Raw genomic sequence first — 13,071 nt, 5'->3', positions numbered from 1 at the left:
TGGAGCAGCCCGGTAGCTCGTCAGGCTCATAACCTGAAGGTCACAGGTTCAAATCCTGTCCCCGCAACCAATACACAAAACCCTCGAATGGCTCCCCCTTCGAGGGTTTTTGCTTGTCTGGAGCCTGACACCCTGACCGCGCGAACCGCGCCCGTTGAGCAAAGGGACAGGATGCGTGCTAAACTGTGGCTCTCTCGATTTGCAAAGGATATACCACGATGCAAATGGACTACGGAGGCCGAAGCTCCACGACGGGTGTTGGTCGGGTATGGACCCCGATGATTAGGCTAGCTGGCCTGCTTCTATTGGCAGTGGCCCTCCTGGCAATGATGATTGTCGGGCTCTTCCTCGTGCTGCCTGTCATGCTGGTCGGCGGACTCGCTCTGTCCATCTATATCCGGCGCCAAGTGCGGCGAGAGCAACAAAGGCAATCTCAGGAGGGTGTGATCGATGCGGAATATACTGTCATTGAACGCGCCCAAGGATGAAGGTGTCGGCCGCGTCGGATGACTGACTAATCTTGAACTCGGGTCTTCCTGTACCCACATTCCAGTCATCGGGGTCCGGGCCCCTCTGGCAGCCTTCCTCTGGCTGCGATGTCGGACTCTCTCACCTGAGGAGCACTTGCAAGCGTGCTCCGCATCTGGGAGACGAGCGTGACGTCTTACTCGTGCACCCACTCATTTAGCAGCACTTCCTCCCGAGCGGCTGGAATCCGTACGCGCCTCGACGCCCTAGCTCGATTCCTCGACAGCGCTATCCCGCTCATGTGCTGGGTCGGCGATGTGTTCTACCGCTCGAACCTGCGCAACATGGACCCTCTCCGCGAGCACCTGGACAAGGACGTCCGGTTCCAACCCACTTCCAGCGTTCTCTGATAGTGTCGTTCAGAAAGCATAGACATGAACAACCCTAATGCCGCACCCAACTTTCGCAATCTTGCGATCGTGGCCGCGGTCGTTGCCTTACTGTCGCTGTTCTACTTCCAGGACACGTCAGGTCCCGGCCCCGATCAACTCCCCTACTCGGCCTTTGTGACGGCCGTCGATCAGGGAGAAATCCACTCCGTCACCATTCGGGGCCAAGAGGTCGTTGCCGAACGCTCCACAGGCGAGCGCATCACGACCTATGTCCCGCAAGGTGCCGGTCTGATTGCCCAGCTGCAGCACAAGGGCGTGGTGATTAAGGCTGAGCCGCCGCAGCAGCCGAGCCTGCTCAGCAGCCTGCTGTTGTCGCTGCTGCCATTTGCCCTGATGATCGGTTTCGTGGTCTGGATGTCCCGCAGGGCGATGGGCCAGCAGGGCGGAGGCGGCGGATTGCTGTCGGTCGGCAAGTCTCGTGCACGTCTGATGAAGCCGGAAACGCCTGTCACCTTTGACGACGTGGCCGGCATCGACGAGGCGAAGGAGGACCTTCAGGAGGTGGTGGAGTTCCTGCGCGATCCGCAGAAGTTCCAGCGCCTGGGCGGCCGCATCCCCCGTGGCGTGCTGCTGGTGGGCCCTCCCGGCACCGGCAAGACGCTGACCGCTCGTGCGGTGGCCGGCGAAGCCAACGTGCCGTTCTTCACCATCTCGGGCTCCGACTTCGTCGAGATGTTCGTGGGCGTCGGCGCCTCCCGCGTGCGCGACATGTTCGAGCAGGCGAAGAAGAACGCCCCCTGCATCATCTTCATCGACGAGATCGACGCGGTCGGGCGCCATCGCGGCGCGGGTCTCGGCGGCGGCAACGACGAGCGCGAGCAGACCCTCAACCAGCTCCTTGTCGAGATGGACGGGTTCGAGGCCAATGAGGGCGTGATCATTATTGCTGCCACCAACCGGCCCGACGTGCTCGACCCGGCGCTCCTGCGCCCGGGCCGCTTCGACCGCCAGATCGTGGTGCCCAACCCCGACGTGGTCGGCCGCGAGAAGATCCTGCGCGTGCATGTGCGAAAAGTCCCGCTGGCGCCCGACGTGGACCTGAAGGTGATTGCGCGGGGCACCCCCGGCTTCTCGGGCGCGGATCTGATGAACCTGGTCAACGAGGCGGCCCTGCTGGCGGCGCGGCGTGGCAAGCGCATCGTGACCATGCGCGAGTTCGAGGACGCCAAGGACAAGGTGATGATGGGCGCCGAGCGCCGCACCCTGGTGATGACCGACGACGAGAAGCGCCTGACCGCCTATCACGAGGCGGGACACGCCGTGGTGGCGCTCAATGTGCCGGCCACCGACCCGGTGCACAAGGCCACGATCATCCCGCGCGGCCGGGCTCTGGGCATGGTCATGCAGCTGCCCGAGCGGGACAAGCTGTCGATGAGCTACGAGCAGATGACCTCGCGTCTGGCGATCATGATGGGCGGGCGCATTGCCGAGGAGATGATCTTCGGCAAGGACAAGGTCACGTCAGGCGCCCAGTCGGACATCGAGCAGGCGACGCGTCTGGCCCGCATGATGGTGACCAAGTGGGGCTTCTCGCCCGAGCTGGGCACGGTGGCCTATGGCGAGAACCAGGATGAGGTGTTCTTAGGGATGTCCATGGGGCGCCAGCAGAACATCTCCGAGGCGACGTCGCAGAAGATCGACTCGGAGGTGCGTCGTCTGGTGGAGGACGGGCTCAACGACGCCCGCCGGATCCTGACCGAGAAGCGGCACGAGCTTGAGGCTCTGGCGCGCGGGCTTCTGGAATACGAGACGCTGACGGGCGAGGAGATCCGTAACCTGATGGACGGCCAGCCGCCGGTGCGCGACACCGGAGAGGCGGCGACCCCCAGCCGCGGCTCGACCGTGCCCACCACCCGCCCAGGACGCCCACGCGAAACCGACGGGGGGCTAGTCCCGCGCCCCCAGAACTGAGGGAGCAGTTCGTCGAGGCACTTGGGTGCTGGATCCAAGCGCCTCGACTGCTTCTTCCTCAGCATTTCTCCGCTTAAGAGAATATCCCGAATGCAAGGGATCAAGGGCCGACCAAGCTCGTATACCTCTGACGGAACCATAAAATCTGAACAGCTGCGGCCGATGCAGAAGCGCTGAGCCGCTACGATTGCCCTGGCTGGAACCTGCGATCGATCTCGAGGTCCTTACGACCACTCTGCTCGACTTCGTTAGAGCACATCAAGCTTGGGCGTCCGTCATTATCGGTGCACTCGCCTTCGCGGAGTCCCTAAGCCTTCCTCTCTTTTCTCGTTCCTTCAACCGTTCTGCTTCTAGGGATTGGCGCCCTCATCGGAGCCAGCAGATTAGAATTCTGGCCTATCTGGTTGGGAGCAGTCGTTGGGGCGGTTCTCGGAGACTGCATATCCTATGCTATCGGATACCGGTTCAAGCATGCCGCCCTTCGTGTCTGGCCACTGTCCCGCCACACCGGTCTTGCCGTTCGCGACAAGCAATTCTTTTCACGATGGGGTGCATGGGGTGTCTTCTTCGGGCGCTTCATCGGCCCGCTGCGGGCCGTAGTGCCCCTGACGGCAGGCATCTTCACCATGCCCATGCTTCTGTTCCAGATGGCGAACATCGCCTCTGCGCTCGTTTGGGCCTTCGTGATGCTCGCGCCGGGCGCTGGGCTGACCGCATGGGCCAAGTAGTGGTCCGGGAGGTCGGCACCACCTTCAACTTCATCTGGCCCGACAAGCCAGTTGTTTATGCCTCGACTGCGCAAACTATTTGCCCTTGATCGGCTCGTGCAGAAATTCGAGCAGGCACGATCGCCGCACGAGCCAAGCGGCTGCTGGCATGATCCATACAGCTCAAGAAAATTCGTCCGACGCCGAATTAAGGTCTCAAGCAGCTTCGTATTCCTCACATGAACGACTCAAAGCGCATGGATGTGATTGGGCTGCTCGGTCCCCTGCGGCGCTACGCCCGCTCCCTGGCACGGGACGAGGCTCAGGCCGAGGGCCTTGTTCAGGACGCGCTCGCGCGCGCTTATGAACGGCAGGGCTCGTTTCGGCCTAACGGCAACCTGCGCGGCTGGCTGCTCTCCATCGTGCACAATGCCTTCATAGACAGCCGCCGCCGCTGTATCGCAGAGTTCCGCCTTTGGAGCGCTGGCCGCCGAGCTGGCCGACATTGCGGCGCCTCCTGAACAGGAAAGCCGGGTATGGCTTCAGCAGGTCCAGGCCGCTTTCATGAGCCTGCCTGACGAGCAGCGTGCCGCCCTGCACCTCGTGGCCATCGAAGGCTTGTCCTACCAGGAAGCCGCCGATGCAGATCAGGCGGAACCCCAGCAGGTGGCGGCTGAGGACCTTGGGGACGCCGGCGGCGATTTCGGCTTTGAGGAAGACATTTAGCCTAGGTGAGCAGCCTCCTCAATTACGGCCCTGCCTAAGCTGCCCGACATAAATCTAAATGCCGTTCTGCCAGCGATGCTGCCGGCAGAAATATAATTTAAGGGATCGATTGTGCATCGTTAGGTGCAACAGCTACCCCACCTCAATAAGACTTTCTCAAACTGAAACTCAGATGATAAAAAAGTCTTTGTAAGTGAGGGAGAGGCCCTTCTTCAACTGAGCAAACTCAACCGCAGCCTTTAAGCCTGATCCATCAGCATCGTAGCTAAGCACACCTGTCTTTTTATTATAGACTAGATAGTCGTTCCGATCATTGGCGACGTCGCTGACAGTAAAGAACTTTTTGTTCAGCTGCTTGGGATCTGAAAGGTTTCCGCTCCCGAGCTTCTTGAACACGGCATTGTCGAGCCAGAGGCTATCATATTTTACATTGAAATCCGTGATTCTATCGAAGTTCACCTTGCGGTCGGTGGTCGAAGTTCCGAGCTTGGAGTCGAACACGAATACATCACTACCTGCAGCACCGGAAAGGCGGTCGCAGCCAAGCCCACCGTTGATAGTGTCATTGCCGGAACCGCCATTGACCTTGTCATTTTTGGTGCCGCCATGAATCCAATCGTTTCCTGAGTGCCCCCAAAGTGAGTCTTCTCCTGCCTCGCCATAAAGCGTGTCATTGCCGAAGGCGCCATGGATACTGTCGTTTCCACCTCGTCCATATACTGTGCTATTGGCGAACTGCAGGTGTGCGTTGGCTCCAGTGCCAAGTCTAATAGTGTCATTGCCAGGAGTTCCAAACAGGGTGAAGTCCTTCGGCTCGCTAGGTGTGGTAGGCGGCACATCCGAAACCAGTACGTAATTACTAAGGTCTGAAACGCTCGCTTCGCCAAAGTACAGGTACCGCCCAACTGTCGACACTGGAGTCTTCAGCAGGAATGTTACCTGTCCGCCCTCGCCTAGCGAGAGCCAGGAGTCGTCAAGATGATCAAGCGGAGCCTTGCTAGGGTCATAGATGTTTGCGCCGGAAGTTCCCTGTAAGTTGGTATTCCATCTTAGGGGATCGTTTGGTCCAAGCGGTGTCTGAAAGCCGGGCTGGAATAAGACCCCGCTTGAGCTGAAGTCAAAGACATTCTCTACTGAAGTGCTTGGTACAGTTGCCCCGTCGGCAACGAACGTGTTCATGATCTTCACGAAATCCAGGTCCATTCCGGAGTAGGTTCCTGGACTACCGGAAATAACATTGTCATCCTTGATTGTGATTGTACCTATGGAGCTGAGGCCGCTTTGACTGAGATCAACTCGATAGATGTCAGTATTGTTGACCCGACCAATCAAAACAGGCGTAAGACGAACAGTAGCCATTTGATGTCCTTGCCTAAAGAGTGCAGCAGACTATTTTCGCCCTCACTCGTTTCATACTTGATAATACATGAGACTTTCACCGATGGCGTAGCAAATAAGGATTATAGATATGATTAGAGTTGAACAATCCTATAGAGGTAACGCTCTTCTAATAAGCATCACTTTTGATGATATGAGAGGGCAGTGAAGCAAATTCTTGAAAAAATACATCAGTGAAGCCGACCGAGACATAGATCCTTGATCAAATCGACTTCTATTAAACTGTTTTCATGATGAAAAGCGCCCTTTATGAGCGCTGCCACATGAGGATCCAAGCTGGTTCGATTTGTCTGTGAACAGAGTTCACGATTGGCTTAATGAGCGCCGAGTAGGTCAGCCTCTACTTGCGGCAGTGAATTGAAGTAGGCTGATCGTGTGTCCTCGATAGTCAAAGCTTGAATGAATCTTCCATTCGCTGATTTTTCCTGCCTGGCGAAGACCGGACAGGACTTAACTAATCTCGTCATTCATCTTGCCTGATTCATCTCTGGTGCGCATGACGCTAAAGTCCGGTTAAGACCAGGATTGGACGCAAGTCTCCCTTAATTCCTATTGGGAGCCTATATTAATCCGTAGAACACGAGCAGAGAAAACCTCATTGGAGGTACTGCAAATACATTAATACATGTCGATCCAACATACCTAGAGCAGACCTAGGAGGTATAGACACAGAACCGCGGCTCACTCACTGTTGTATCTAACCCAACCCATGCATGGTGAGGCTGCTATATGAGCCAAGTCGCCACGGTTCGCACGCTCTGGATCGGCATCAAGTCGGAAAGGCCACTGAAGCGGATCAGTTCTTATGTCGGGTCCCCTTCAAAACGCATCCTTGATCTCATGCTCGCCCTGAGCCTGCTAATCACTCTCAGCCCTATTATTCTGATCATCGCCTTAGCTATCAAATCCACGAGCCCAGGCCCTATTTTCTTTCGACAACTGAGGTATGGCGCCCGCCAACGACCATACGTCATCCTAAAATTTCGCTCGATGTATCACACCCAACAAGTCGAACATGAGGTAAGGCAGGCCACACAGGGCGACCCTCGTGTAACTCCCATTGGCCGGTTCCTGCGGAAGACAAGCCTGGATGAGCTGCCGCAACTGTTCAATGTAATTCGTGGTGAGATGTCCATCATCGGCCCGCGTCCTCATGCTGTGTGTCATGATGATCATTACATGCGCAGGATTCCGCAGTACGCGCGACGTTTCTGCGTCAAGCCTGGCATTACAGGGCTTGCTCAGGTGTGCGGTGCTCGTGGAGAGACCAGAACAGACGGCGACATGCAGCGGCGTATCGACCTCGATATTTATTACATCGAGAATGGATCTGTGCTGCTTGATATGAAGATTCTGATCGCGACGGCGCATGAAGTTTTCTTCTCTGCTAACGCATACTGATGAAGTCGGAGAGTAAACTGCGCCTGAAAGACGAATTCATGTCTATCAAGCGCCAAGTTAATATCGCGTCGCACCGTAGCGGGCTCCACCGTTTCAGATTGCAAGAAACAACCCTTCGATATTTAATACGGATAAGTCCGATGACAGATGTTGAAAAGCAAGACAGGATCAACTTTCTTAGGCTCTTGCTGATCATCGGGTTGGTATTCCTTCACTATGGAACTTTCCCAGGCTCCAACACATCGCCTTATGTCGACACCATCGGTCCAGAGGATGCGGCATATCCCTTGGCGTCCTTCATAAACCGCTACTTCGTTTTTGTTTTCTACAGCGCGGTGCCGCTGCTTGGGGCTATATCTGGTTATCTCTTCTTCAAGAGCGCATCGGGTGACTTGGGCTTCTTCCTGAAGCGTCTTCGCAGCAGGACATTCTCCATTCTTCTGCCCATGATTTCGTGGTGCGCAATCATCCTGACGATCTTCATGATGATCAGGATCATTTCACCGAGTTCTCCACACTTGGCAATGATCGATTATGATCTCGGCAATTTCGGTCTTAGTCAGCTGCTCAATAGTCTGGTCGGCATCACACGGAGACCGATCAACTTCCAGTTCTGGTTCTTGCACGACCTATTCATGACAGTGCTGATCTCGCCTGTGCTCTATATCCTGCTGCGCAAGATTCCATTCATTGGCCTGTTCGGAATTATGGCCATCTGGTTGATCGGCATCGATCTTCCGCTCTACTTCAGAACGGATGTTCTGTTCTTCTTCTACCTTGGCGCTCTGATACGCATGCGCAGTTGGGATTTGGACTTTATCCGCCCACAGACGGCTCTGCTCGTAATGGCCGTCTATCTCCTGCTTGTCGGTTTCCGTGCAATCGCACCGCACTTCCTGGTCGAGGGTAGTCAGATTGGAAGTTTTGTCTACGGACCGGGGACGCGAGGACTACGTGTTCTCGGAATCGTCGCCTTCTGGGGTTGCGCTCCATACCTGATGAATAATCCGCTGGGCCGCCGCATCACCGCACTTGGCGCGCTTGCCTTCTTCTTACACTCCGTCCATTGGCCACTTAACCAGTTCATCAAGGCTAGCCTCTCGAATGTCATCACTATCGGTGGCGAGACTGGTCTTCTGTTTAATTATTTTGCGACCACATTTTCTACCCTCGTTGTGGCCTTCAGTATCGCGTGGGCTATCAATGCTTTGTCGCCTTCCCTCTTCTCGCACTTAAGCGGCGGACGCTCATTCACAAAACCTGCGAAGAATCAGTTCTCAGAACCTGCAGGTATAATAAGCTCTAAACCGATTAATCCTCAGCAAACCTCTTAGAACTGCAGTATCCCATTGTGCATATCGGCTAATAACTTACTGGTCTGACCAAGGCTTCCATGAGAGATGTGGCTAGCGATCCTATGCTCGCTGCCCGGTGCTTAAGGTAGCGGCAGATCGGAGATCAGTTCAAAGTTTTCTCTGCTCTCCTCGGCGTCATGTCCTCGAGCGCCGCTTAAGGGTCTCTCATCACCTGCGTTCCGCCTGGATAACCCATCCAAGTCAGCATGGCTTGGTTGCAAACTATACCTGACGTGAACAGAAAGCCTCTGCTATCTCCATCCATAGTGATCTGAACAGGATGGTGTTCCGAGGCACTATACGTGATAGAACGGCAGTTCCTATAGGAGTCTTGGTTGAGTGCAGAGCAGTGACTGCCTTTCTGCTTGCATCCCCCTGCCCTCGCCACTGGATGTCCTTCATCCCTTATTTCGCTCACGGCGAGATTGAGGATGATAACGAGCGTGCCGTGCAACTGCTCGTCAGATAAGGACCCTAAGAGCCCTAATGCGGATGGTTACATCACGGGTATGATAACCCGCACGTAACATGCTGGGCATTCTCAGGTACCGATTTTAGCAAGACAGGATCTACAATCCTCAAACTAATTTGCCTGTCCATGCGCAGACTCTGAGCATCGCTACTATCTATATGTCATAAGGCATTTCAACCTAGGACTGTGTGCGGTCATGGCAGAACGGGAACAACCCATATGCCAGAAGTCATAATGTAGACATAATTAGACATTCTTAAACAGTCGAGTTCAGTATTGAGCTGGACTTTAATCTTAATATACAAACAAATAATCTTATTGTTCTCAATAATACTTGAGAAACAAAAAAATATAGGGGTACTAAGGTGGCAACCAATATTATTTGGGTCGCAAAGAACGGTCGCGCTGGGGCTCTAGGAACAGAATCCTCTCCACTCGCAAGCATTCAGGAAGCTATCAATAAAGCAACGCCAGGCACGACCATCATGGTCAAGGGTGGCGTCTATACGGAGAACGTGAAGTTCAGCAAGGGCGGTACGGCGAGCGCACCAATTACACTGGTGTCAGCCGATGGTCCCAGTAAAGCTGAGATCAAGCCGGCGAGCGGAAGTGCCGACACTATCCGTGTCCAAGCTCCGGCAAACTACATCACCATCGACGGCTTCAAGGTCTATGGTCCGTCATCCAAGGACTCGGTCCATATCACCTCGTCCGACAATATGACGAAAATTTCTACTGGCATCACGATCCAGAACATGGAAATCCTCGCCACCAGCGGCGACGGCATCAAAGTCAGCCAGGGTGACCACATCAAGATCCTCAACAACAAGGTCTCGGGATCGACCAGCGAGCAAGGTATCGACCTCGTCGGAGCCACACATTCCGTCATTTCGGGCAATGACGTGTCGGGCATCGCCACGATGGCAGCCATTCAGGTCAAAGGCGGCTCGTACGATATCGAGATCTCCTACAACAACGTCCACAATACCGGAAAGTGGGGCTTTCTGGTCGGCGGCGTCACCAGCCCGTCAAGCCTTCTGCCAGGCACGACCGACTACGAAGTCAAAGATGTGCGGATGTTTGGCAACGAGGTAGATGGATCTGCTGCGCAAGCCGTTCGCGTCATGGGCGGTACAAACGTCAAAATCTCTGGCAACTGGTTCCACGATGTCGGATCCAGCAGGTTCATCGACGTGCTGGCAGCAGCTGACCAGCATGCTGCCTGGGTCAGCAAAAACGTGACATTTGAGAATAACAGCTTCGACCGGACCAGCTGGCTCACGGTTGAGAGTGGCAACCCCCAACCGATTCAGTCCGGCAATATCACAAGTGGCGTCGCACCGGCTGGGTGGGCTGATAACAGCGGGATCGCACCGTCGACCCCAACTCCTGCGCCCATTCCTTCGACGCCAACGACCACCACTCCAAGCACTCCGCTTCCGACGGAGACAACGAAGCTGCCGATGGCTCGTGACGACAAGGCTTCGACGAGTGTCGGCACGGCGGTGAAGATCGACATCCTGGCTAATGACGATGCGATTGCCTGGGCCAATGCGAAGATCACCAATCCCCTCTATGGAACGTTGAAGTCTGGCGGAAACGATACAATTGTCTACACTCCAAAGACTGGTTTCAAAGGGGTCGATACGTTCAAATACACCCTGACGGATGCCGATGGCCATCAGTCGACCGCGACCGTGACTGTCGACGTAGGCGGCACGACCATCACCAAGACGTCTTGGGCTGACTACTTCCTGCTCTGATAAGACCTGCTGCGGCTGAAATTGTCCAAGGATCAATGTCTCATAAATCCCTTGGTTTTTCAGCCGCAGCCCTTCTGGTAGGGTTCTCTCACTAATAAAAGAGGACCAAGTACCGACTTGATCAACAGCGGTGATAAACGCACTTTGCTCTGGCGATGGAGAGCTCAGTGACGAGCGGAGGGCGCTCGAGCTACCGTCCTCGGCCGACGCAGGTAGCCGAACCGCATGCTTTCACCCGCGACCAAGCCAAACAAACTTTGCGCCAAGTGGCTCGGTTTTTTCGACGGCAGAAGGCGTTCATCACCATCACGACTCTTGCGATTGCCCTCACGACAGCTGCAATGAGCTATGCTCTTGCTCCTGTCTACACGGCAACCGCCGCCATCGTTGTAGAGCGTAGTCGTGATCCATTGCTGCGCGACGAGAGGGAGCGCCCAGTCGCAGCCATTGAGCTTGCGAACGATCTGCGTGACATCATTCGGTCCCGCCCTGTCATCGAGGCCGTGGTCGATAAGCTGCGGCCTCATGAGAGGCCGCGCCGTCAATCCAATGTGATGACGGCAGTCTTCGAAACTCTTGACGATCTCGGCCTCTTCAGCCTGCCGCCCTTGAGAGAGAGATACATCAGGCGCTGGACCAAGTCTCTCTTGGTTGAGGCAGACGGGGATTACGTGACTATCTCCCTAGAGGATGAGGATCCGGAGATAGCCGCGGCTGTGCTCTCCTCTGTCGTTGAGGCCCAACAACGTCGATACGTCGACGTCCTGCGCGCTTCTCACGGCTCACAGTTGCGGAGGGTGATGTTGAGCAGGGTTCAAGCCGACATGGCCGCCCTGCGTGGAACTCTGGCGAGTTTGAGCGCCCCCACCGCAAATTCAAGTGGCTACACGGTCGCTCTGGCTCAACTGAGCGCGATTCGGAGCATGATTTCGGACTCAGAGGATCAATTCTCATCCTTCCGAATCAGGCTCGGTCCGGACCACCCCGAGACGATCGCCGCAAAGCACACCAGCGATACATTGAGGGAGAACCTCTCGGCACTTGCACAAGATGTGCAGACACTCGAAAGAACTGCAATCCGTTCGGAGGAGATGCAACTTCTGATCCGCTTCTTCGCCGAGGCCGTAGATGCAGCCCGCAAGAATCTGGATAAATCAGAACTCCACGAAAGATCGGATACGCGCACGGTCAGCCTGCGCATTGCCGAACAAGCCCTTCCTCCGATCGCACCGGATGTGAGCCGGATCCTGCAGCTGGCAATCGGCTTCGCCGCAGGACTTATCTTCGCCGTCGGAGCTGCCATCATCCGCGACCGGCTGAGTTCGTCTCTTACATCGATCGAGGATGTCGAGAACATCTTGCAAAGCCCCGTACGCGTGGCTCTAGGCAGCAATCGCAATTTGGCTCGAAGCTTCCGCTCCTACAACTGATAGTTTCAAGCTTTCCGAGGGAGAACTCGCTATGAGGTTAAGGGTTAAGAGCGGCGTTCCCTCAAAAGCGCGGAAGATGCGCTGGCTCGCGCCTGTGGCTGCTGGTGCAGCTGTCCTAATCGCCGGCCATGTAGCCTACAGCTTCGCTTATTACATCAGCAATCTGGAATTCGGCTCCAAGGAATTCGCCGATGGCTTCGAGGGCGGTGATCTTTCTGCTTGGCAGGCCGGAGAGACAGAATTCTGTTGCGACCACTCCGCCACGGTTATTTCCAATGGAGCCAGGGAGGGCAAGCGTGCCTTAAAGGTTAGTCTTGCTCCTGAGGATCCTCGCGTCGCCGGCAGCAAGCGTGCGGAGGTGAGGCTCAAGGCAGTTGGACTCGGGGAAGAGCGCTGGTACGCCTTCAGCCTCTTCGTACCCGAGGGATGGCATCCAATTCCAGAAGCGGCAACGGTCGCACAATGGCACGCGGTCGACGATAAGCTTCTAGGCGAGGCTGGACGTGCTCCTCCGCTGCGCCTCGTGATCAAGGACGACCAGCTATCGATAGCCAGCCATTGGGACAGTCGACGAATCTCAGGTTTCCCATTTCTACGAGCAGCGCCGGAAGGAGGAGCCATACTTTGGTCGGCTCCACTGAAGCGTGGCGTCTGGACGGATTGGGTTTTCCGCATCCACTGGTCCTATGGCGATGATGGCGTTGTAGAGATTTGGAAGGACGGGGCGTCCATTGCCAGGCAAGGAGGGCCAAACGCTTACAACGATTGGTTGGGGCCATTCTTCAAGCTTGGAATCTATGTTCCCCATTGGAATAAGCCGGGAGCTATATCACCGATCGAGCGGCATGAAATTATTATCGACCGGGTGCGACAGAGCACTCAGCCGCTCCTGCCGGATAATCATGATATGTCGGCAAATGTACGATCGGTTGACGACTAGAACGCCAATTCCAGCCTAGGATCTATCGTCAGGATAGTTCCGGGTCCA

The 13,071-nt window shown here is 55.6% G+C and carries 9 protein-coding genes and 1 pseudogene; 9 read left to right on the top strand and 1 reads right to left on the bottom strand.

Going from position 1 to position 13,071, the window contains the following annotated elements; genetic code table 11:
- The first annotated feature begins 902 nt into the window (after positions 1 to 902).
- The 4 genes and pseudogenes from ftsH (at position 903) to FHR70_RS24440 (ending at position 4,264) form a co-directional block, all read left to right on the top strand.
- Positions 903 to 2,831, top strand: coding sequence for an ATP-dependent zinc metalloprotease FtsH (gene ftsH / locus FHR70_RS23480; protein ID WP_183454813.1), 1,929 nt, complete (start codon positions 903 to 905; stop codon positions 2,829 to 2,831).
- 208 nt (positions 2,832 to 3,039) lie between these two features.
- Positions 3,040 to 3,559 (top strand): annotated as a pseudogene (locus FHR70_RS23475) (DedA family protein).
- A 218-nt stretch (positions 3,560 to 3,777) separates the two neighbouring features.
- On the top strand, positions 3,778 to 4,059 hold the full coding sequence (locus FHR70_RS24445) for a sigma factor (RefSeq protein WP_281381429.1): 282 nt from the start codon (positions 3,778 to 3,780) through the stop codon (positions 4,057 to 4,059).
- A 43-nt stretch (positions 4,060 to 4,102) separates the two neighbouring features.
- Complete coding sequence (locus FHR70_RS24440; RefSeq protein ID WP_281381428.1) at positions 4,103 to 4,264, top strand: hypothetical protein; 162 nt, start codon at positions 4,103 to 4,105, stop codon at positions 4,262 to 4,264.
- A 168-nt stretch (positions 4,265 to 4,432) separates the two neighbouring features.
- On the opposite strand, the gene FHR70_RS23465 is transcribed toward FHR70_RS24440, so the two are convergent.
- On the bottom strand, positions 4,433 to 5,623 hold the full coding sequence (locus FHR70_RS23465) for a calcium-binding protein (RefSeq protein ID WP_183454811.1): 1,191 nt from the start codon (positions 5,621 to 5,623) through the stop codon (positions 4,433 to 4,435).
- 768 nt (positions 5,624 to 6,391) lie between these two features.
- Here FHR70_RS23465 and FHR70_RS23460 point away from each other — a divergent pair.
- From FHR70_RS23460 to FHR70_RS23440, 5 genes are all read left to right on the top strand, one after another.
- Entirely contained in the window at positions 6,392 to 7,063 is a 672-nt protein-coding gene (locus FHR70_RS23460; RefSeq protein ID WP_183454809.1) for an exopolysaccharide biosynthesis polyprenyl glycosylphosphotransferase, read from the top strand.
- A 140-nt stretch (positions 7,064 to 7,203) separates the two neighbouring features.
- Positions 7,204 to 8,397, top strand: coding sequence for an acyltransferase family protein (locus FHR70_RS23455; RefSeq protein ID WP_183454802.1), 1,194 nt, complete (start codon positions 7,204 to 7,206; stop codon positions 8,395 to 8,397).
- A gap of 858 nt (positions 8,398 to 9,255) precedes the next feature.
- The gene (locus FHR70_RS23450; RefSeq protein ID WP_183454800.1) at positions 9,256 to 10,653 is read left to right on the top strand and encodes an Ig-like domain-containing protein; all 1,398 of its coding nucleotides are present in this window, start codon (positions 9,256 to 9,258) and stop codon (positions 10,651 to 10,653) included.
- A gap of 167 nt (positions 10,654 to 10,820) precedes the next feature.
- Entirely contained in the window at positions 10,821 to 12,083 is a 1,263-nt protein-coding gene (locus FHR70_RS23445) for a Wzz/FepE/Etk N-terminal domain-containing protein (protein ID WP_183454798.1), read from the top strand.
- 76 nt (positions 12,084 to 12,159) lie between these two features.
- A complete protein-coding gene (locus tag FHR70_RS23440; protein WP_183454796.1) occupies positions 12,160 to 13,023 on the top strand; it encodes a polysaccharide lyase family 20 protein in 864 nt (287 codons plus the stop codon).
- Positions 13,024 to 13,071: the final 48 nt, after the last annotated feature.

Origin of the sequence: Microvirga lupini, from assembly GCF_014191055.1 — a bacterium.
Lineage (GTDB): Bacteria > Pseudomonadota > Alphaproteobacteria > Rhizobiales > Beijerinckiaceae > Microvirga > Microvirga lupini_A.
The sequence above is the reverse complement of the archived record's forward strand: the minus strand, read 5'-3'. Positions and strand labels throughout refer to the sequence as shown.